This window comes from Amycolatopsis sp. MtRt-6, from assembly GCF_017308975.1.
Taxonomy (GTDB): Bacteria; Actinomycetota; Actinomycetes; order Mycobacteriales; family Pseudonocardiaceae; genus Amycolatopsis.
On sequence record NZ_JADWPD010000008.1, the window covers coordinates 150,009 to 170,472 of the forward strand.

The window sequence follows — 20,464 nt, forward strand, 5'->3', positions numbered from 1 at the left end:
ACGCCGCGTTGTTCCTCCTCAGGCCGGTTGTTCGTCCTCAGCGGAATCGGGTTCCTCGGTTGCCCGGGTGAACATCCGGGTCGCCGACAGCCGCGCGACGCCGTCGGGCTCGCCCAGGTCCTCCAGGGAGTTCCGGATCGTCGAGTCCACCGACAGGTACTTCCGGCCCGCCCGCAGGTCGGCGTCGTTGCGCAGCCGCACGATCAGCGGGAACTCCGACAACGCGCCCGCGTCGAACAGCCCCGTCGTGTAGATCAGCTGCACGCCCAGCGCCTCGGCCACCGCCCGCTGCAGCTCCAGCAGGTACCCGGCCGACGCGCGGCCGATCGGGTTGTCCAGGAACAGCACACCCGAGTGCCGGTTGCGGACCTTGCCGCGGTTGTTGGCGCGCAGCGCCGCCAGGGTGCAGTACAGGATGATCGCCGCGGTCAGCTGCTGGCCGCCCGAAAACACGTCGCGGATCTCCGAGACGCGCTGGCGTTCGGTCCGCAGCACCGAGTCCGGCTTGAGCATGTCGACGCGGAAGCCCTTGGGCGCCGCGGCCCGGACGCCGCGCAGCACCAGGGAAAGCCCGTCGCGCCTGACGTCCCGGCCGTCCGCCGTCTTGCCCACCGCGGCCTCGTCGACGACCTCGCCGAGCTTCTCGGTGAGCGCGTTGTCCTCCAGCTCGGTGAAGCGGATGCGGAGGAACTCCTGCCCGGACCAGTCGCCGAGGCCGTCCGGCAGCCGGGAGACGCGCTGGGCCGAGCGCAACGTCCGGAGTGCGCCGTCGACCATGCCCTGCAGGCGCGTGATGATGCCGCCGCGGTGCCGGTCGATCTGCGCGAGGTCGTCGGTCAGCGACCGCAGCCGCGGCCGCAGCGCTTCGGCCCACTCGGCCGCGTGCGCCGGGAGCTGGTCGCGCTTGACCGAGATGACCTGCTGCCGCACCGGCGTGCTCAGCTTCTCGAAGCGCTTTTCCGTCGCGTACTGCGCGAGCTGGTCCGCGGCCGCGCGCACCCGCCGGTCGCCCGCGTCGGCGGCGTCCTGGGCCTGGCTCAGGGTCGCGTTCAGCCGCGCGTGCTGGGCTCGGGCGGTCTCGACGTCGCCGTCGTAGGCGGCCGCGTCCGTGTCGGTCACCAGGTGGGCCAGCGACTCGGCGAGCAGCGCGAACCCCGAGGCCGAGGTGCGTGCCGACTCCAGGGTCGCCTCCGCCGCCGCCCGGCGGTCCTGCAGCTCCTCCCACTTCCGGGCGGCCGCCGACGCCTCCTGCCCCGCCGCGTCGATCAGCTCCAGGCCGTGCTCGATGTCCCGCGGCTTCTCGCCGTTGACGCCGTTCTGCAGCGGCAGCGCGTCCAGCTCGGCGCGCCGGGTCGAGACGAGCCCGATCGCCTCGGTGCGTTCGTCCTCGAGGCCGTCCACCAGACGGCGGGCGCGCGCCAGCGCCGCCGCGCGGGCCGACGCGTCGGAGCCGTCGGGCGTCTCCAGCAGTTCGGCCGCGCGGGCCCGGACGGCCTCGTCCAGGGACTCGACGGCCGAGCCGGCGGCGGCTTCGGCGGATTCGGCCTGGTCCAGTTCGCTCCGCAGGTCGCTGCCGACCTCGACCTTCGCGTACGACTCGGACGCCGACAGGTAGGTCCGGCGCAGCGCGTCGACCGGCTCGGCCGGCGCCGGCCCGTCCGCGGCGTCGGCCGCACCGGGCACCTCGGCCAGTTCGGCACGCGCGGTGGTCGCCGTCCGGCGGTGGCCGTCGGCGGTGCGCTGCTCCTCCCCCGCCTGCTCGCGCAGCCGCGCGGCCTTGCCCGCCGCGTCGGACGCCTGGAGGTCGGCGCGCTCGGCGATCTCCGTGGCCCGCTCGGCTTCTTCGGTCCACTCCGTGATCCGGACGCTGCGGACGCCCAGCTCGCCGAGCCGCCGGGCCTTCTCCTCGGCTTCGGCGGCGGCCGCCCGCAGCTCCGGGACGCGTTCGCGCAGCGCCGCGGCCTTCTCGCTCAACCGCGCGAATTCCGCCTCCGCCTGTTCCAGCGCGGTCCGGGCGGTCTCCCGCGCGGTCCGCGCCGCCTGGGCCTGCTCCGCGAGGGTCGCGATCGCGCCGGGCGGGTAGTCCTCGCGCCACGTCGTGAGCTTCCACGTCAGGGCGCCGTCCGCGGACAGCTTGGCGGACAACGCTTCGAGGCGCCGCTGCCGCTCGGTGTGCCGCCGGGCGACGGCTTCCCGCTCGGCGTCGGCGGCTTCTTCGTCGTACATCGCCGGGTTCGGCGGCACGAGAAACTCGACGCCGGGCGCGGACGGCACTTCGGCCTGCAGTGCTTCGGTGGTGCCGACGGCGATGATCGCGCTCGGCAGCAGCCGCCGCTTCGTCAGCACCTCGCGGGCGCGATCGGCGTGCGCGGCGTCGTTGAGCAGCACACCGGACACCAGCTGCGGCAGGCTTTCCAGGACTTCGGCCCGCCGGGACGCGTCCAGTTTGGACAGATAGCGCCAGCCGGACCACGCGGTGATCCCGGCCTCTTCCAGCGCGTCCAGCGCGGCCTGGACGTCCTCGGGCGGCGGCAGCAACCCGCCGGACCCCAGCGCGGCCAGGGCCCGCTCGTCGGCGGACTCCTCCATCCGCAGCGCGGTCTGCTCCTTCTCGACGGCCGCGCTCGCCTCGCGCAGCCGTTCCAGCAGCACGGGGAGGTCGCTCTCCAGAGCCACGTCGTCGGCGCCGAGCAGCTCCACGAGACGGCTTTCGGCGGCGAGGGCGTCGGTCCGGCGGTGGGCGCGGTCGAGGTCCTCGGTCGCGCGTTCCAGGCGGTCCTGCGTGGTGCCGGCGAGCTGGTGCGCCTCGTTCACGGCCCGTTGCGCCGCTTGGAGATCCGTGCCGACGCGGTCGAGTTCCCGCTCACGCCGGGTCAGTTCCGAACCGGCCTGTTCGGCGGCGGCGCGCGCGGCTCGCGCGGCTTCGGCGACGTCGGCGCCCGTAGGCAGCAACCCCGCGCGAACCGCGGCTTGGACTTCTTCGCGCAGCTCGGTGATCCGCGCGGTCAGCCCACGCGCTTCGGCCCGGCGGGCGGCCGCGAGGTTCGCGGCTTCGTCGCGCTCGGTCTGCGCCTTCTCGGCTTCGGCGCGCAACGCGCCCGCGTGCGCTTCGGCCTTGTCGGCCTGCCGCTGGGCGTCCTGCGCCAGAGCGTGCAACCCGCGTGCGAGCGCCGAAGCGGCGTCGTTGCGCGCTTTCAGGGCGGGACGTGCCTTCTCCTCCCGGCTGCCGACGAGTTCGCGCAGGTCCTTCGCTTTGCGCGCCGCGTTCAAGGAGTTGAGGACGGTCGCCGTCTCGCGCCAGGCCTCCGCCTCGGTCTTCGCCGCGGCCAGCTCGGCGTCGACGCGCTTGCGGGCCTCCTGGGCCTCGTCCAGCCGCAGCACCGCGACCAGGCGACGCAGCTCGGTGACGGCCGCGGCGAGCCGCCGGTGGTCGCCCTCGGCGAGCTTCTCCGCGGACTTGACCTCGTCGACGTGGTCTTCGAGCCCGGACAGCCGCGCGTTCTCCAGCTCGTTGCGCGCGACGACGCGCCCGGCCAGCGAAGCCAGGTCGGCCTTGGCGGACTCCGCGATCTTCCGCGACTCCGCGGCCACGCCTTCTTCGGCCGCCAAGGGCCCGAGCAGGTCCAGCGCGCCGGCCACGAAGTCGCGTTCGGACAGCAGATCCCCGCGCTGGGCCAGGTTGTGCGCGTAGGTCGCGACGACCTCGGCGAGGTCCTTCGGCTCCTCCTCGGAGATGACCGCGCGCAGCAGGAACTCGACGAAGGCGTCGTCGGTGCCGAAGGCGAACGCGTCTGCCGCTTCGCCTTCGCCGGCGTTCATCGCGCGCTGGTAGCGGAACAGCTCGGTGTCGAGGCCCAGGCTGTCGAGGCGGCCGGTCCACTCGTGGTGGCGGCGGGTCCAGGACAGCTCCAGCTCCGGTTCGGCCAGCTGGGCCGCGGTGAGCTTGTCGTGGAAGCCGGACATGGTGAGCAGCCGGCCGTCCTGGGTCATCGGCAGGGAGTCGAGCCCCAGCGCGGCGGTCGGGCGGAAGCAGTACCAGGAGTCGACGAGGTTCTCGGAGTCGGCGGACACGACGTGCCCGCGCCATTCCGAGACCTTGCCGGTGATGATCCGGTGCCCGCTCTCGACGTGCAGCCATTCCAGCACGACGTGCGAGACGTCCTTGGCGGCGACGAACTTCTCCAGCACCTTGGTGCTGGTGGTGCCGACGACCTGGCGGCGGCCGGGCAGCATGACCGAGAAGATCAGCTTGATGAGCACCGACTTGCCGCCGCCGTTTTCGAGGAACAGCACGCTCGCCGGGGACGGGCGGCGCAGCTCGGCCGGGCCGGTCGCGTGGATGCCCGCGCTGAACAGCGCGTCCTGCTGCGGCGCGGTGATCTTGGCGCCGACGCCGCTGAAGTCGAGCACGACGTCCTGGTAGCGGGCACCCGCCGGGCCCACCGAGTGCAGGCGGACCCGCGAAAGCTCGTACATCGATTCCCCTCTACAGCGTGTCCGAGGCGGCCGCGCGCAGCGTCCCCCCGGCGTTCGCGACGGCCACGACGTCGAGCGCGAGCAAGTCGTCGAAGGCGGCGTCGGCGGCGAGTTCCCGCACCTGGATCTGGTAGCGCGGCGTGGTCCGGTAGGTGCCGCCCTGCTCGTCGCTCACCGGGACCAGGAAGCCCTGGTCGGCGAGGAACCGCAGGGCGCGGCTGACCATGCCGCGGGTGGTGTCGGCGGCGAGGCGCCCGTCCTTGGTGGCCGCGGCCGCCGGGCGACGGGTGTAGGCGCGCCAGGCCTGTTCGAGCTCGGGCGCGTCGGCCAGGGGGTCGTTGTTGGCCTCGGCCGCGGCGGCGCGTTCGTCGAGCATGCGGGCGGCTTCGCGGACCATCGCGTCGACCTGTTCGACGCTGACGCGGCCGATGTAGGTGTCGTTGGCGAGGTCGTCGGGCCGCGGGTAGCCGAGCGCGGCGGTGGCGAGGTGGATCAGGCCGTGCAGGACCTTCTCGGTCTCGCGGCGCTCGCGGATCTTGGCCTGCCGGGCGTAGGAGTCCATCTTGATCTCGAAGACGGACTCGTCGGTCGCGGCGAGCACCGCGCCGGCCTGCTGGTTGACCTCGAGGACCATGAGGCCGAGCCCGGCGGCGACGGCGTGGGTGAGGGCCTTGAAGGCGTTGTCCTCGCCGTAGCGGCGCACGAGGTCGCCGTACACGACGTCACGCGCGGGCAGCTGCTTCGGCCGCATGCCGAAGGCGACCAGCCGGGCCGCGGCCTCGGCGTCCACGCTGCTGTGGGACAGCGCCATTACGCGACCTCCTCGTTTTCTTCTTCGTCGGCGCGCTCGACGGCGGCCGTGGACAGCAGCAGGTCGGCGCCCCCGAACTCCGGGTCGTCCAGGAGCGTGCCGTCGTCGACGGCGAGCAGCACCGACCGGTCACCTTGGCGGCGGGCCGCGCCGATCCCGGGACTGTAGGCGTGGACCGCGCGGAGCGCGACCAGGGCGGCGAGCCCGGGCTGGCGGCTGCGGCGGGCTTCTTCGAGCAGCCCGGACAGCCGTCGCGGCACCTCGGGCAGGTCGAGGAGTTCGTCGGCGCGCCGCCAGACGTCGTCGCCGAACTTGTCGCTGACCTCGGCAGGCATGAGTTCGGGTTCCGGGATCTCGCCGACGAGCTGGTCGCGCTCGGGCGCGGGCCGCAGCAGCAGCGAGACGAGGGACGACAGCGACGGCACGACCGGCGCGGTGATGCCGGCGGCGGCGTGGAAGAAGTGCTCGGCCGGCGCGACGGCGTCGGCCAGCGGGAGGCCGAGCGTCGGGACGAGGAGCTGGCCGAAGAGGTCGAGGGTGGCGCGCTGGGGCGGGCCGGAGAACTGCTGGCGGTCCTGTTCGGCGCGGAAGACCGCGCCCGCGTCGGCGAGCCGGGACTGCAGGCGGGTGTGCCGGCGGATGCAGTCGCCGACGATGTCGACGAGTTCGGCGGCGCGGCGCTTTTTGTCGAGGTCCTCGGTCTCGTCGCGGGCGGTGGTGATGTTCTTGAGGATGGCGTTCTCGGCGCGGAACCGGGCTTCGATGTGGCTCAGGGCGCTGTCCAGCAGCTCGGGCACCTCGCGTTCCCAGTCGACCGACCGGACGTCGCGGCGGGTGGCGTCGAGCTTCGCCCGCAGCGTCTCGCCGTACTGGACGGTCCGGTAGCGCGCCTGCTCGGCGGCGAGCTTGGCGTCGGCGAGGCGACCGCGGTTGATGAGGTTCTCGAGTTTGACCTCGGCGGCGATCTGCGCCGACTCGACGTCGGTGTCGAGCGCCCCGACGAGGACGTTGATGGCTTCGTCGGTGGCGCGCAGGTAGACCTCGCCGTCGCGGGCGGCCAGCTCGACGAGCAGCTTGAAGTCGAACTGGCGCCGCTGGTAGCCGCCGGGCCCGACGGAGCCGTAGACGCGCCGGAAGCCGCGGTCGGTGGTGCCGACGTTGATCAGGTTGTCCAGGACCCACTTGGCCACCCGGACGTGTTCCTCGGGCATCCGCGACGGCGCCTGCTGGGCGATGAACGGCAGCAGCCGGTCGATGACCTCGTCGTGACCGGCGCCGGTGTCGAAGTCCATGGCGATGGTGACCTGGTCGATCGTGTGCAGCGCGATCTCGGCCATCTGGTAGATCGTGGCGTCGGCCCAGTCGAGCTTCGCCTTCCGCGCGTCGAGGTCGTGCAGCGGCGCGGTGCAGGCCAGCGCCTTGAGGCGGCGCGTCAGCCCCTCGTCGGCCAGGCCGGCTCCCCCGGTGTCGTCGTCTCGCACAGCAGGCCAGGCTAGTCGGCCACCCTCTGCGCACGCGCGGGTGACTCCATCCATGCCCCCACCACCACCCTCAAAGGTGGCGCTGACGCGCCGCGGAGTTTGCATTAACGTCCCTCTCATGCGTGAGATGAGCCGAGACGAGTGGTGGAAGTTCGCTTCGGAGGGGACCCGGACCGGCATGTTGGGCCTGGTCAGGAAGGACGGCTCGCCGATCGTCACCCCGGTGTGGTTCCTGCTCAACGAGGGCCCGGACGGTGACGAGCTGATCTTCACCACGGGCACCGAGACGCTGAAAGGGAAGGCCATCGCCCGCGACGGCCGCGTTTCCCTCGCCGTCGACGACCAGAAACCGCCGTATTCGTACGTGCAGTTCACCGCCGAGGCACGGCTCACCCACGACCTCGACGAGATGCTCGAGTGGGCGACGAAGCTGGGCGGCCGCTACATGGGCGCCGAGCAGGCCGAGGCGTACGGCAAGCGCAACGCCGTCCCCGAAGAATCCCTCGTCCGGGCGAAAATCACTCGGGTGATAGCCCGCGCCGACATCGCCGGCTGACCCCGTTTCGCTGGTAATCTGCCCCCGGGGGTGGGGGTATGCCTTCAGGAGACAGACGGGACGCCGTCAAGGCGATCTTCAGCGCGGGCCAGCGCGAGCTGGTCGCCGAGCTGGAACGCCTCGACGGCGGGCGCTTCGGCCGGTCCGGCCGCACGAGGCTGCTCGAAAACGGTGACGTCTTCGAACGCGCCGTCGTCAGCGCGGCCTTCTCCGGCGAGTTCTTCGCGGCCGGGCTGTCGGTGGTGCTGCACCCGCGCAACCCGTACGTCCCGGCCTTCCAGGCGCACTTCCGGTACCGCGAAGCCGCGGACGCGTGGTGGTTCGGCGGCAGCGTCGACCTCCTGCCCTGCTACGGCTTCACCTCGGACGCGACGCACTTCCACCGCGTCCTCAAGAGCCACTGCGACACGCTCGACCCGGCGTTCCACGCGCAGGCGAAGCGGGCGTGCGACGACCGCTTCCGGCTGCCCCACCGCGGCGAAGCCCGCGGAATCGGCGGCATCCTCTTCGACCACCTGAGCCTGCCCGGCGCGGACGGCTGGCGGCGTTCGGCGGCGTTCACGGCGGCGGGCATCGCCGCGATCGCCCCGGCGTACTTCCCGATCGTGCGACGGCGGAAGGACCGGCCACACGGCGAACGCGAGCGGCAGTGGCAGCTCTACCGCCGCGGCAGGTACGTCGAGTTCACCCTCGGCCACGACGCGGCGACCGCGGTACAGGCGGACGCCGAAGCGATCCTGGCGGCACTGCCGCCGCTGGCGCGGTGGGAGCCGGAGTTCACGCCCGAGCCGGGGAGCGCGGAGGCGGAGCTGGCGTCGTTCCTGGTTCCGCGCGACTGGGCGGCCGAAACCCCGGTGACGGCCGGCTGACCCGCAAGCGCCCCAATGTGGCCTTCGGTGCGTTGAACGCACCCAAGGCGGCCTTCGGTGCGTTGAGCGCAACCAAGGCCACATTGGGGCGCTGGGCAACCTGAGCCGTCCGGACGCGGCTGACCCGCTGAGCGGGAAACCGTTGACACGGTGGGAACCCATCGTGTCGAGTATTGACAGAGCCCACCCCGAAGGTGTGTGATCTGTCCCATAAATAGGAAACTTTCCTAACTATTGCCGCCGGTGGTCCGCCGACCATTCCGCCCCGGTCACCCCCTGTCCCCCGACAACGCAGGAGGCTCCCAGTGGCACCCCGTCCACCGTGGCGCGCGGTACTGGCCGGTACCGCCGTCGCGGCGCTCGGCCTCACCGCGGTCAGCCCGGTAACCGCTTTCGCCGCGGACACCGGCTACGAAGCCGAGAACGCCACCATCTCCCAGGGCGCGGTCGAATCGAACCACGCCGGCTACAGCGGCACCGGCTTCGTCAACTTCGACAACGTCGTCGGCAGCTACGTCGAATACTCCGTCAACGCCGCGCAAGCGGGCACGCACACGCTGACCTTCCGCTACGCCAACGGAACCACCGGCAACCGGCCGGTGAAGCTGACCGTCGACGGCGGCGACAAGGGCACCCTCGACTTCCCCGCCACCGGCGCGTGGACGACCTGGCAGACCGTCACCGCGACCGTGCAGCTCACCGCCGGCGTCAACAAGGTCCGCACCACCGCGACCACCGCCACCGGCGGGCCGAACGCCGACAAGCTCACCGACACCTTCACCGCGCCGGTCGACGGTGAACCGCCCTCGCCGCCGTCGAACCTCAAGGCGAGCAATGTCCTGCCCACCGCGGCGACCTTCACCTGGACGGCCGCGACGGACAACGTCGGCGTCGTCCGGTACGAGATCAACCGCGGCGGCAACACCCTCAAGACCGTCGACGGGAACACCACGAGCGCGACCGTCGACAACCTGACCCCGAACACCGCCTACGACATCTCGGTCGGCGCGTTCGACGCCTCCGGCAACCCGTCGCAGCAGAGCAACGTGGTCACCTTCACCACGCCGCCGAGCGACGACACCACCCCGCCGACCGTGCCGGGCAACCTGCGCTCCACCGGCGTCACCGCGAACAGCGTCTCCCTGGCGTGGAACGCTTCCACGGACAACGGCGGCACCATCGCCGGCTACGACGTCTACCAGGGCGCCGCGAAGGTCGCGACCACGACGTCACTGAGCACGACGATCACCAACCTCGCGCCGAACACGTCCTACACCTTCACCGTCAAGGCCCGCGACCCCGACGGCAACAGCTCGGCCGCCAGCAACGCCGTCACCGCGAAGACCAGCGCGCCGGGCGGCGCCGGGGGCATCCCGGAGTACGACCGGGACATCGCGAAGGTCGACCTCGGCTGGTCGGTGGACTTCCTGCCGAACGGGAACGCGCTGGTGACCGAGCGGGACCGGTTCGAGATCCTGCTCGTCACGCCGTCCGGCCAGAAGACCACGCTGGGCAAGGTGCCGGGCGCGGTCGGCACGAACGGCGAAGGCGGCCTGCTCGGCCTGGCGATCTCGCCGAACTGGACGTCCGACCACGCGATCTACCTCTACCACACGGCATCCGGCGACAACCGGATCGTGAAGATGACCTACGACGGCACCACGCTGTCGTCGACGTCGACGCCGGTGCTGACCGGGATCGCGAAGAACCGCTACCACAACGGTGGCCGGATCAAGTTCGGTCCCGACGGCAAGCTGTACGCGACGGTCGGCGACGCCAAGAACAGCGACAACGCGCAGAACAAGAGCTCGCTCAACGGGAAGATCCTGCGCCTCAACGCGGACGGCTCGGCGCCGAGCGACAACCCCTTCTCCGCCACCGGCGGCAACGCGCGGTACGTCTGGAGCTACGGCCACCGCAACCCGCAGGGCCTGGCCTGGGACTCCCGCGGCCAGCTGTGGGCGGCGGAGTTCGGCGAGAGCAGCCAGGACGAGCTCAACCTCATCCAGAAGGGCGGCAACTTCGGCTGGCCCAGCTGCGAAGGCACGCAGGGCAGCTGCGGCGGCTACCTCGCGCCGAAGAAGACCTGGTCGACGTCGCAGGCCGGGCCGAGCGGGCTGGAGATCGTCAACGACTGGATCTACATCGCCGGCGTCACCGGGCAGCAGCTGTTCGCCACGCAGATCAACGCCGCCGGCACCGGCGTCGGCACGGTGTCGACGCTGTTCTCCGGCCGCTGGGGCCGGCTGCGCTCGGTCACCAGGACCCCGGCCGGCGGGCTCTGGCTGACCTCGACGAACAACGACAAGAACGGCGGCACGCCGTCGGCGCTGGACAACGTGATCGTGCAGCTGAAGTTCCCGGGCGGCAGCACGCCCGGCGGCTTCAAGCTGACCAGCTCCGCCTTCGCCGACAACGCCACCATCCCGGACAAGTACACCTGCGCCGGGGACGGCACGGCGGGCCAGGACCCGTCGCCGCCGCTCGCGTGGGGAGCTTCCGACGGCGCGAAGGGCTACGCCGTCGTGTTCGCCGACGTCGCGAACAGCGGCACCAAGCTGCACTGGGCGATCTGGGACGTCCCGGCGGTCACCCGGTCGCTGCCGGAGGGGCTCGGCGCGGGGTACACCGTGCCGAACCAGGGTGGCGCGAAACAGAAGGCGATGGGCAGCGGGGCGAACGCGCAGAAGTTCTTCGGCCCCTGCCCGGGCGGTTCGAGCCACCCGTACACGTTCACGCTCTACGCCCTGAACACCGCGACCGTGCCCGGGCTGACGTCGTCCTCGACGATGGCCCAGGTCGAAACGGCGATCAAGGGCGCGTCGACGGCGAACGTGGTGCTGCGCGGCAAGTCCAGCGCGGCCGCCTGAAAGCCGCGGCAGGGGTGACCGGAGCGGCGCCGGTCACCCCTGCCGCCCTCAGCCCGTTCCGGCGATCCGGCGCAGGTGCGCGTCGACGTCGAAGCCGTGTTCCTCCAGCCGGCGGCGGGCCAGCAGGAGCTCGTCGGGGGTGAACAGCTCGGCGTACTCCTCGCGGAGCATGACCGCCTCGGAGCTGCGGCCGAGCTGGTTCTTCTCCCACAGCACGGTGAACCCGCCCGCCGTGCCGGCCCCGCGCAGCAGCAGCCGGGCCGCTTCGACACCACCGTGCTCGCGCACCATGCGTTCGAACTGGGCGGGCCGGTAGCCGAAATCCTTCGCGAGAACCCGGCACCCGTCGAGCAGATCCTCGGTGAACCGCGCGGCGAGCCGGGGATCGGCCGGGACGGATGCGGCTGGTTCGGGCATGGGGCAGACCTCTCGACGCGACGGCTTCCCAGATTAATCGTGAACCGGGGTGGTTTCGCTACGCCATTCGAGCAACGAATTTTCGACGAGCACTCTCCGTGGCAGCCAGAACGGGCAACAGCGGCGAACCGGAACTGTCGGTGAGGTCTGCCATGCTGACCGCATGCGAACCGTGGTCCACGGCGACGTCCACGTCCACTATGGACAGATCTACGTCCACGACGAGGCCGGCGAGCCGTTCGACGGCGACCTGACGGCGTGCTTCGCCGGGCAGCGCAACGGGCTGTGCGGCGCCGCGGTGCCCGGCACCCTGTTCCTCATCACCGGGCTGCACACCGGCGAGGTCGGCTTCACCGCCGAGGTGCACCCGGCGGAGCCGCCGGACGACGGCGGGGAGGACGTCGTCGAGGTCTCCTTCCACGTCGAAGGCCGGACGAGGCTGGTCACCTGGGGCGGCGAGGACTGGTGGGACCTCGAGCTGCCCCCGGGCGACTACCGCGTCCGCTACCGCGGCACGGCGATGGACGCGGGCCGCGACCGCGACACCCGGCTCGGCGGCGAGCCCCCGCTGGACAGTTACGTGCTGCAGTTCTGGCCCGCGCCACCGGCCGAAGACGTGATCGTCCGCGAAACGAGCGCGATCGCGGCCTACTGGCACGGTTTCGCGCGCGATCTGCCTCCGCCGGTGACCGAAGCGGAGCTCGCGGCCCTGCGGGAACACCGGCGGCGGGCCGAGGAGCGGGCGCGGCAGCTCCGCGAATAGGGGGCGCGCCGCCGTTCGCTGCCGGGGTTCGCGGCTCGCCGGCATCGGAAACGACGTGCGGCGGCGCGCACGTCGACCCGGCCCGGCGGCCTCGCCACCGGCGCTCCCGCCGACACCCGGCGATCCGGTCCCCGGTCCCCGCCTCACCAGCCGAACAGGCCGCCCATGATCCGGGCGCAGCGGGCGGTCATCGCGTCGGCGTCTTCGCCCGGGCGGTCGATCCACCAGCTGATCAGCGAGTCGACGACGCCCGTCCACACCTGGGCCACCGCCTCGATGTCCGCCGGGTCGGCCAGGCCGCGCGAGGTCAGCAGCTGCGTGGCGCCGAGCACGGCGAACGCGTCCAGGCGGCGGCGGTAGTCCGCGGCCGCCGCGGCGATGTCACCCGTCGACGGCACCGTGGGGTCGCGCAGGAGGCGCCACGCGTAGCGGTCGTGGTCGAACGTCGTGAAGATCGCCGAGAGCACCTTCAGCGGCATCTGGTCGGGCTCGCCGCCCGCCGCCATCGTCGTCGCGACGCCGTCGGTGAGCCGGCCGCCCGCGCGGTGCAGGCAGGCCAGGTACAGCCCGTCCTTCGAGCCGAAGTACTGGTACAGCAACGGCTTGGTGACCCCGACCCGGCGCGCGATCTCGACCATCGAGGCACCCGCGTAGCCCGCGCGGCCGAACTCCTCCGTGCCGGCCACGACGAGCTGGGCCTCGCGCTCTTCGCGGGGCATGCCCTTGGTGCCGACCGGCCTTGACTCCGTCACACCCGAGAGCCTACCGTGCGTAAAGTGACCCGAGGGTAAGTTACCGCATGGTCAGATCCGAGGAGGCAACGTGGCCGAGTTCCTGGCACACCTGCGCGACCCCGTGCTGTTCGCGATTCCGGTGTTCCTGCTCTTCGTGACGATCGAAATCGTGGCGGTGCACGTCCTCGGGCACGACGACAACGTCGTCGGCTACAGCGTCGCCGACACGCGCACGAGCATGCTGATGGGCACTGTCGCGGTCGGCGTCAACGCGCTGTTCCGGCTGGTGATGCTGGTCGTGTTCGCGGCGCTGTTCGAGCTGGCGCCGGTCAAGTTCGACCCGCGTGACTGGTGGACGTGGGTGCTGATGCTGCTCGGCCAGGAACTCGTGTTCTACGCCTACCACCGGGCCAGCCACCGCGTGCGGCTGCTCTGGGCCGGCCACCAGGTCCACCACTCCAGCGAGCACTACAACTTCTCGACGGCGCTGCGCCAGAAGTGGACCCCGTACTTCCAGCTGCCGTTCTGGTCGGTCCTGGCGCTCTGCGGGATCCCGCCGTGGATGATCCTCACCGGGCTGTCGATCGACCTCGTCTACCAGTTCTTCGTGCACACCGAGAAGGTCGGCAAGCTCCCGCGCTGGTTCGAGTACGTCTTCAACACCCCGTCCCACCACCGCGTCCACCACGGCAGCGACGAGGCGTATCTCGATTCCAACTACGGCGGCATCCTGATCATCTGGGACCGGATGTTCGGCAGTTTCGTCCCGGAGGGCACGCGGCCGACGTACGGGCTGACGACGAACATCGGGACGTACAACCTGCTGCGCGTGGGCTTCCACGAGTACGGCTCGATCCTGCGTGACCTGCGCGCGGCCCGGACGTGGCGCGAGCGCGCGGGGTACGTGTTCGGGCCGCCCGGCTGGCAGCCCGCGCTACGCGATGTCGCGCAGGGCCAGGCTGTTCAGGGGCGGGCGCTGCGGTGAGGTGAGGTCGGTCAGCACGATCTCGCGCTCGACGCCGGGGGACGTCCCGCGCCGGAACTGCGCGAGCAGCGTCGCCGGCGGGGCCGCGGTGACCAGCCTGCCGTGGCGTTCCAGGCGGTCGAAGAGCGTCTGCATGATCTGCCCGGCCATCCGGCCCAGCGCCTGGGTGCTCTGGTGGCGGTGCGCGCGGTGGCCGAGGTCGACCTGGGCGAGGGCGTCGAGGCCGCGCAGCTCCAGCAGGTCGATGAGGTGCCCGACCTCGACGCCGTAGTTCGCGACGAACGGGATGCTCTCCAGCACTTCGCGGCGGCCCGCGTATTCCCCGGCCAGCGGCTGGACGAACCCGGCCAGCTCCGGCCAGAACATGTTGAGCAGCGGCCGGGCGACGAGTTCGGTGACCCGGCCGCCGCCGTCCGCCTCGGTGCCGAGCGGGCGGTGGTAGAAGCCCTTGACGTAGGCGACCGTCGGGTCGGTGAGCAGCGGGCCGAGCAGCCCGGTGACGTAGTCCGTGGTGAAGTCGTACAGGTCGCCGTCGACGAAGACGACGAGATCGCCGCTCGTCGCCGCGACGCCCTTCCACAGCGCTTCGCCCTTGCCGGCCAGCCCGTCGAGCCCGGGGAAGACGGCGTCCTGCGCGACGACGGCCGCCCCCGCGGCGGCGGCCACCTCGGCGGTGGCGTCGGTGGAGTGGCTGTCGACGACGAGGATCTCGTCGACGAGCACGCCGTACAGCTCGTCCCGGATCGCCGCGACGATCGCGCCGACCGTGGCTTCCTCGTTGCGGGCCGGGATGACGACGGACACGGTGGTGCCGCGCTTGGCCGCGACCAGCTCCCGGACGGTCCAGTCCCCGGCCTTGCTGCTGCGCCGGGTGAGCCAGGTGCCGATTTCCGGCGAAACCTGCAGCATGCGCTTCCCCTTCCCTCGTTCCCTGCCGAGGTTCGGGGTCCCGCGTTTCGGCGGCCGCTCCCCGGTGCTACCGGGGTGTTACGAGATGGCGGGCCGCGTTAAACCGGCTGACCGGCGACGGCCCACGCTCCAGGCTCCCCCGCGGTGTGGAAGCGGCTCGTCCGCGGGCTGACCCGGGAACCCGCGATCGCGGAACCGTGGCTGCGGGATATCGTCACGCGTCTTGCGGCAAAGGGGGGTTCATGACCACTGCGGACGACAACGACCGGCGGTTCCGCCTGGACGTTCTCGCCACGATCGTCCAGGAGGAGTTGCTGGCGGCCGGCCTACCGGTTCTGTCCGGCAACGATCCGGCCGGCTCGGTCGGCGCCATCGTGCACGCCGATGTGCCGCAGCTTCGCGGCGTGACGGTCGACTGGCAGGAGCACACCCTCTTCTGGGACGCGAGCAAGGAAGCCTTGGCCGAGGACCCGCTCCAGGAAGGTGCCGAGTGCGCGGCGTTCGGCAAACTCGCGGTCGCGATCGGCGAAGCGATGGCCGAGGCGATGCGGAAGATCCTCACCGCCGCCGGCCTCGATGTCACCGGCAGCGGCGACGACTACGCGCCCCACCAGCTGCTGGTCACCCGCCGGCTGGCCCTTTCACCCTGGCAAGCGCGTCGCGACGCCAAGTTCCAGCGGCAGCAGGACGCGATGCGCGCGGTCTAGCGGGCGAAGCACGAAGCCGAATGCCCGAACCACGGCCCCGGCCGCTGAGCCCTCAGGCGTCTTCCTCTTCCAGCATCTCCGGGGTGACCGCCGACTCGGTGTCCGGGATGTTCAGGTCCTTGGCCCGCTTGTCCGCCATCGCCAGCAACCGCCGGATGCGGCCCGCCACCGCGTCCTTCGTCATCTGCGGGTCCGACAGCTGGCCCAGTTCCTCCAGCGACGCCTGGCGGTTGGACAGCCGGAGCCGGCCCGCCGCCAGGAGGTGGTCCGGGGCCGTGTCGCCGAGGATCTCCAGGGCGCGCTCGACCCGGGCCGCCGCCGCCACGGCCGCGCGGGCCGAACGCCGCAGGTTGGCGTCGTCGAAGTTGGCCAGGCGGTTCGCCGTCGCGCGGACCTCGCGGCGCATGCGGCGCTCTTCCCACTGCAGGACGCTCGCGTGCGCGCCCAGGCGGGTCAGCAGCGCGCCGATCGCGTCGCCGTCGCGGACCACCACGCGATCCGCTCCGCGGACCTCGCGGGACTTCGCCTGGATGCCCATCCGGCGCGCCGCGCCCACCAGGGCCAACGCCGCCTCCGGGCCCGGGCACGTCACCTCCAGCGACGACGAGCGGCCCGGCTCGGTCAGCGACCCGTGCGCGAGGAACGCGCCCCGCCACGCCGCTTCCGCGTCGGCCACGCCGCCGGACACCACGGCCGCCGGCAGCCCGCGCACCGGGCGGCCGCGCTGGTCGATCAGCCCGGTCTGGCGGGCCAGGCCCTCGCCGTCCTTCACCACGCGCACGACGTACCGGGTGCCCTTGCGCAGCCCGCCGCTGGCGGTGATCACGTGGACGTCCGAATGGTGGCCGTACAGCTCGTGGATCTCCTTGCGCAGCCGTCGTGCGACCGAGCCCGTGTCGAGCTCCGCCTCCACGACCACCCGGCCGGCCACGATGTGCAGCCCGCCGGCGAAGCGAAGCAGCGACGCGACCTCCGCCCGGCGCGGCCCGATCTTCGTGATCTCCAGCCGGCTCAGCTCGTCCTTCACCGCGGCGGTCATCGCCATTACTGCCCCTCCCTGCCTTTCGCTCCTCCCCCGTGCTCTCCGCCGAGACCGAGAGCCTCCCGCATGCACAACGCGAGCGCATCAGGATCATGCCGTCCCGGCACTCCGGGGTCGGCGACCGCCCCCAGGTGTGCCCGGCCGCCCAGCCGCTGCGCCGCGCGGCGGAGATTCGCCGGGTCGGGCACGGAATCGCGGTCCGCGATCACCGCGTCGACCCGCAGATCGGGCGCGTGCTCGAAGAGTACGTCGAGATGGCGCTCCGGGGAGAATCCCGCGGTTTCCCCCGGCTGGGGGACAAGGTTGAGCACGAGCGCTTTCGTCGCGGCCGTCCGCACGAGGGCGTCGTGGAGCCCCGGCACGAGCAGGTGCGGCAGGACGCTGGTGAACCACGAACCCGGGCCGAGGAACACGACGTCGGCGTTCAGCACCGCTTCCACCGCCGCTTCGCACGCCAGCGGCGGGCGCCCGGACCGGCCCGGTGAGCGCAGGCTGACGCGCCGCACCTGGCCGGGTGTCGAGGCGACCGCGACCTGGCCGCGGATCGTGCGCAGGGCCGCCGGGTCCTCGCTGTCGAGGCCGCTGACCTCGCCCTCGATCTCCAGGGGCTCCGGTGACATCGGCAGCACGCGGCCGGAGACGCCCATCAGCCGGCAGGCCTCGTCGAGCGCGGCGACCGGGTCGCCGAGCACCTCGAACAGCCCGGCCAGCAGCAGGTTGCCGACCGCGTGCCCGGCCAGTGCGCCGTCGCCGCCGAAGCGGTGCTGGAAGACCTCGGCCCAGAGCGTGCCGCCGTCCTCCGCGGCGAAGGCGGCGAACGCCTGCCGCAGGTCGCCCGGCGGCAGCAGGCCGAGCTCGCGCCGGAGCCGGCCGGACGATCCGCCGTCGTCGGCCACGGTCACGACCGCGGTGACGTCGGGGGTCACCCGCCGCACCGCGGACAACGTGGCGTGCAGCCCGTGGCCGCCCCCGAGGGCGACCGCGCGCACGTTATTCACGACCAAGGTCGCGGTGCACCACCTTCACGGCCATACCGTCTTCTTTGGACAGACGCTGGGCGAGCTCCACCGACAGCGCCACGCTGCGGTGCTTGCCGCCGGTGCAGCCCACGGCCAGCGTCAGGTACCGCTTGCCCTCGCGCTTGTAGCCGGCGCCGATCAGCCGCAGCAGCTGGTGGTAGCGGTCGAGGAACTCCTCGGCGCCTTCCTGGGAGAGGACGTAGTTGCGGACCTCGCCGTCGAGCCCGGTGTGCTCGCGCAGCTCCGGGATCCAGAACGGGTTGGGCAGGAACCGGACGTCCATCACCAGGTCGGCGTCCATCGGCAGGCCGTACTTGTAGCCGAAGGACAGCACGGTGACGCGGGTCTGGGTGCTCGCTTCGGAGCCGAAGGCGTCCTCGATCTTGGCGCGCAGGTCGTGCACCGACAGCGACGACGTGTCGAGCACCAGGTCGGCCTCTTCGCGCAGCGGCTCCAGCAGCGTCCGTTCCGCGGTGATGCCGTCGGCGAGCCGGCCGTCGCCCTGCATCGGGTGGCCGCGGCGGACGGCCTCGAAGCGCCGCACCAGCACGGCGTCGGTCGCCTCCAGGAACAGCACGCGCGGCTTGTAGCCGCGGGCGTCGAGGTCCTTGATCACCGAGGCGAGGTCGTCGGTGAAGGCGCGCGAGCGCACGTCCATCACCACCGCGACCTTCGTGATCGCGCCGCGCGCCTGCGCGCCCAGCTCGACCATCGTCGCGATCAGCTCCGGGGGCAGGTTGTCGACGACGAACCAGCCCAGGTCCTCCAGGCACTTGGCCGCCGTGCTGCGGCCCGCGCCGGAGAGCCCGGACACCACCGCGACCTCCATGCCGGACCCGCGGATCTCCTCTTGCGCACTCACTGTCTTTCCCTTACTCCCCTGGTTTCGGATCGGCGCCGGTCTCCCCGGCCAGCGCGGCGACCACGGCCTCCGCGGTGCGCCTGCCGAAGCCGGGCACCGCCTCGATCTCTTCGATCCTGGCCTGCTTGAGCTTCTTCACCGAGCCGAAGTGCTTGATCAGCGCGGTGCGGCGAGCCTGCCCCAGCCCGGGCACACTGTCCAATTCGGACGTCACCAGCCGCTTGGAGCGCTTCTCGCGGTGGTAGGCGATGGCGAAGCGGTGAGCCTCGTCACGCAGCCGCTGCAGCAGGTACAGCCCCTCCGACGTCCGGGGCAGGATCACCGGATCGGGGTCGGCGGGCAGCCAGACCTCTTCGAGCCGCTTGGCCAGCCCCACCACGGAGATGTCGGTGATGCCGAGCTCGGCCAGCACGTCGGCGGCCGCGGTGGCCTGCGGCCCCGCACCGTCGACGACCAGCAGGTTCGGCGGGTAGGCGAACTTCTTCGGCCGCCCGGTTTCGGGGTCGAGGCCGGGCTTGCTCGACTCGTCCGTGGTTTCCTTGAGGTAGCGATAGAAGCGGCGCCGGACGACCTCGGCGATCGAGGCGACGTCGCCCTCGGTGGCGGCCTCGCGCAGCGCGAAGCGCCGGTACTCCGACTTGCGCGCGAGCCCGTCTTCGAACACGACCAGCGACGCGACGACGTCGCTGCCCTGGATGTGGCTGATGTCGACGCACTCGATGCGCAGTGGCGCGGTGTCGAGGCCGAGGAACTCCTGCAGCTCGGTGAGCGCCGCCGAGCGGGCCGTGAGGTCGCCGGCGCGGCGCAGCTTGTGCTGGGTGAACGCCTCGCCCGCGTTGCGCTGCACGGTCTCGGCCAGCGCCTTCTTGTCGCCGCGCTGCGGCACCCGCAGCTGGACCCGCGAGCCGCGCAGCCCGGTGAGCCACTCCGCGACCGCCTCGGCGTCCGCCGGCAGCTCGGGGACCAGGACCTCGCGCGGGACGACCGGGCCGGAGTCGACGTCGTCGCGGGCGTCGAGCTCGGCCTCGTCGCCGTAGAACTGGGTGAGGAAGTGGTCGACCAGGGCCGGGACGTCCATCTCCTCGGCCTTGTCGATGACCCAGCCGCGCTGGCCACGGACCCGGCCGCCGCGCACGTGGAACACCTGGACGGCGGCTTCCAGCTCGTCGTGGGCGAACGCGACGACGTCGGCGTCGGTGCCGTCGCCGAGCACCACCGCCTGCTTCTCCATGGCGCGGCGCAGCGCGCCGAGGTCGTCGCGCAGCCGGGCGGCGCGCTCGAACTCGAGCTCTTCCGAGGCGTCCGCCATCTCGGCTTCGAGGCGCTTGATCATGACGTCGGTCTTGCCGGCGAGGAAGTCGCAGAAGTCCTCGACGATGTCGCGGTGTTCGTCGGCCGACACCCGGCCCACGCACGGCGCCGAGCACTTGTCGATGTAGCCGAGCAGGCAGGGCCTGCCGATCTGGCCGTGACGCCGGAACACCCCGGCCGAGCAGGTGCGCGCCGGGAAGACGCGCAGCAGCAGGTCGAGCGTCTCCCGGATGGCCCACGCGTGCGCGTACGGGCCGAAGTACCGGACGCCCTTCTTGCGGGCGCCGCGGTAGACGTGCAGGCGGGGGAACTCCTCGTTCAGCGTCACCGCGAGCACCGGGTAGCTCTTGTCGTCGCGGTAGCGGACGTTGAACCGGGGGTCGAACTCCTTGATCCAGTTGTACTCGAGCTGGAGCGCCTCGACCTCGGTGGTGACGACGGTCCATTCGACGCTCGCGGCCGTGGTGACCATCTGCCGGGTGCGCGGGTGCAGGCCGGAGAGGTCGGCGAAGTAGGAGTTCAGCCTGCTGCGGAGGCTTTTCGCCTTGCCGACGTAGATGACCCGCTTGGTCGCGTCACGGAATTTGTACACGCCAGGGGCATCCGGGATGCTCCCCGGCGAGGGACGGTAGGTGGTCGGGTCAGCCACTCC

General features: G+C 72.0%; 16 protein-coding genes. 6 read left to right on the top strand and 10 right to left on the bottom strand.

The features are described from left to right. Positions 1-18: 18 nt before the first annotated feature. The 3 genes from I4Q55_RS16215 to I4Q55_RS16225 are packed head-to-tail and all read right to left on the bottom strand — an operon-like array spanning position 19 to position 6,768. Positions 19-4,476, bottom strand: coding sequence for a hypothetical protein (locus tag I4Q55_RS16215; RefSeq protein ID WP_206788667.1), 4,458 nt, complete (start codon positions 4,474-4,476; stop codon positions 19-21). A gap of 10 nt (positions 4,477-4,486) precedes the next feature. After that, positions 4,487-5,287 carry a hypothetical protein gene (locus I4Q55_RS16220; protein WP_206788669.1) on the bottom strand — a complete coding sequence of 267 codons (801 nt, stop codon included), beginning with the start codon at positions 5,285-5,287 and terminating at the stop codon, positions 4,487-4,489. Beyond that, positions 5,287-6,768, bottom strand: coding sequence for a hypothetical protein (locus I4Q55_RS16225; protein WP_206788671.1), 1,482 nt, complete (start codon positions 6,766-6,768; stop codon positions 5,287-5,289). Before I4Q55_RS16225 ends, I4Q55_RS16220 begins: the two co-directional genes overlap by 1 nt. A gap of 118 nt (positions 6,769-6,886) precedes the next feature. Here I4Q55_RS16225 and I4Q55_RS16230 point away from each other — a divergent pair, with 118 nt between their 5' ends. The 3 genes from I4Q55_RS16230 (at position 6,887) to I4Q55_RS16240 (ending at position 11,063) form a co-directional block, all read left to right on the top strand. Then, positions 6,887-7,324 (top strand): PPOX class F420-dependent oxidoreductase, encoded by a 438-nt coding sequence (locus tag I4Q55_RS16230; protein WP_206788672.1) that lies wholly within the window; start codon positions 6,887-6,889, stop codon positions 7,322-7,324. A 38-nt stretch (positions 7,325-7,362) separates the two neighbouring features. Beyond that, entirely contained in the window at positions 7,363-8,193 is an 831-nt protein-coding gene (locus tag I4Q55_RS16235; protein WP_206788674.1) for a coproporphyrinogen III oxidase, read from the top strand. A 305-nt stretch (positions 8,194-8,498) separates the two neighbouring features. Next, positions 8,499-11,063 (top strand): PQQ-dependent sugar dehydrogenase, encoded by a 2,565-nt coding sequence (locus I4Q55_RS16240; RefSeq protein ID WP_206788676.1) that lies wholly within the window; start codon positions 8,499-8,501, stop codon positions 11,061-11,063. Positions 11,064-11,111: 48 nt separating this feature from the next. Here the strand turns inward: I4Q55_RS16240 and I4Q55_RS16245 are convergent, their stop codons facing one another. Further along, entirely contained in the window at positions 11,112-11,480 is a 369-nt protein-coding gene (locus I4Q55_RS16245) for a hypothetical protein (protein ID WP_206788679.1), read from the bottom strand. Positions 11,481-11,643: 163 nt separating this feature from the next. Here I4Q55_RS16245 and I4Q55_RS16250 point away from each other — a divergent pair, with 163 nt between their 5' ends. Further along, on the top strand, positions 11,644-12,243 hold the full coding sequence (locus I4Q55_RS16250) for a hypothetical protein (protein ID WP_242546085.1): 600 nt from the start codon (positions 11,644-11,646) through the stop codon (positions 12,241-12,243). Positions 12,244-12,386: 143 nt separating this feature from the next. On the opposite strand, the gene I4Q55_RS16255 is transcribed toward I4Q55_RS16250, so the two are convergent. After that, positions 12,387-12,995 (bottom strand): TetR/AcrR family transcriptional regulator, encoded by a 609-nt coding sequence (locus I4Q55_RS16255; RefSeq protein WP_307793219.1) that lies wholly within the window; start codon positions 12,993-12,995, stop codon positions 12,387-12,389. Positions 12,996-13,065: 70 nt separating this feature from the next. Between I4Q55_RS16255 and I4Q55_RS16260 the strand changes: the two genes are divergently transcribed. Further along, positions 13,066-13,962 carry a sterol desaturase family protein gene (locus I4Q55_RS16260; protein ID WP_206788681.1) on the top strand — a complete coding sequence of 299 codons (897 nt, stop codon included), beginning with the start codon at positions 13,066-13,068 and terminating at the stop codon, positions 13,960-13,962. Here I4Q55_RS16260 and I4Q55_RS16265 read toward each other — a convergent pair. Then, the gene (locus I4Q55_RS16265; RefSeq protein ID WP_206788684.1) at positions 13,912-14,871 is read right to left on the bottom strand and encodes a glucosyl-3-phosphoglycerate synthase; all 960 of its coding nucleotides are present in this window, start codon (positions 14,869-14,871) and stop codon (positions 13,912-13,914) included. The genes I4Q55_RS16260 and I4Q55_RS16265 overlap by 51 nt on opposite strands. A 242-nt stretch (positions 14,872-15,113) precedes the next feature. Between I4Q55_RS16265 and I4Q55_RS16270 the strand changes: the two genes are divergently transcribed. Then, entirely contained in the window at positions 15,114-15,578 is a 465-nt protein-coding gene (locus I4Q55_RS16270; protein WP_242546086.1) for a hypothetical protein, read from the top strand. A gap of 52 nt (positions 15,579-15,630) precedes the next feature. On the opposite strand, the gene whiA is transcribed toward I4Q55_RS16270, so the two are convergent. The 4 genes from whiA to uvrC are packed head-to-tail and all read right to left on the bottom strand — an operon-like array spanning position 15,631 to position 20,461. Further along, on the bottom strand, positions 15,631-16,623 hold the full coding sequence (gene whiA, locus I4Q55_RS16275) for a DNA-binding protein WhiA (RefSeq protein ID WP_043788299.1): 993 nt from the start codon (positions 16,621-16,623) through the stop codon (positions 15,631-15,633). After that, on the bottom strand, positions 16,623-17,609 hold the full coding sequence (yvcK, locus tag I4Q55_RS16280; RefSeq protein WP_206788685.1) for a uridine diphosphate-N-acetylglucosamine-binding protein YvcK: 987 nt from the start codon (positions 17,607-17,609) through the stop codon (positions 16,623-16,625). Before yvcK ends, whiA begins: the two co-directional genes overlap by 1 nt. A gap of 1 nt (position 17,610) precedes the next feature. Beyond that, entirely contained in the window at positions 17,611-18,468 is an 858-nt protein-coding gene (rapZ, locus tag I4Q55_RS16285; protein ID WP_003101350.1) for an RNase adapter RapZ, read from the bottom strand. Positions 18,469-18,511: 43 nt separating this feature from the next. Beyond that, the gene (uvrC, locus tag I4Q55_RS16290; RefSeq protein WP_206788686.1) at positions 18,512-20,461 is read right to left on the bottom strand and encodes an excinuclease ABC subunit UvrC; all 1,950 of its coding nucleotides are present in this window, start codon (positions 20,459-20,461) and stop codon (positions 18,512-18,514) included. Positions 20,462-20,464 lie beyond the last annotated feature (3 nt).

Coding starts and splice junctions, on each gene's coding strand:
- I4Q55_RS16215 (WP_206788667.1), bottom strand. CDS start 4,476: ATGTACGAGCTTTCGCGGGTCCGCCTGCACTCGGTGGGCCCGGCGGGT.
- I4Q55_RS16245 (WP_206788679.1), bottom strand. CDS start 11,480: ATGCCCGAACCAGCCGCATCCGTCCCGGCCGATCCCCGGCTCGCCGCG.
- I4Q55_RS16230 (WP_206788672.1), top strand. CDS start 6,887: ATGCGTGAGATGAGCCGAGACGAGTGGTGGAAGTTCGCTTCGGAGGGG.
- whiA (WP_043788299.1), bottom strand. CDS start 16,623: ATGGCGATGACCGCCGCGGTGAAGGACGAGCTGAGCCGGCTGGAGATC.
- I4Q55_RS16250 (WP_242546085.1), top strand. CDS start 11,644: ATGCGAACCGTGGTCCACGGCGACGTCCACGTCCACTATGGACAGATC.
- I4Q55_RS16265 (WP_206788684.1), bottom strand. CDS start 14,871: ATGCTGCAGGTTTCGCCGGAAATCGGCACCTGGCTCACCCGGCGCAGC.
- I4Q55_RS16235 (WP_206788674.1), top strand. CDS start 7,363: ATGCCTTCAGGAGACAGACGGGACGCCGTCAAGGCGATCTTCAGCGCG.
- I4Q55_RS16270 (WP_242546086.1), top strand. CDS start 15,114: ATGACCACTGCGGACGACAACGACCGGCGGTTCCGCCTGGACGTTCTC.
- I4Q55_RS16220 (WP_206788669.1), bottom strand. CDS start 5,287: ATGGCGCTGTCCCACAGCAGCGTGGACGCCGAGGCCGCGGCCCGGCTG.
- rapZ (WP_003101350.1), bottom strand. CDS start 18,468: ATGGAGGTCGCGGTGGTGTCCGGGCTCTCCGGCGCGGGCCGCAGCACG.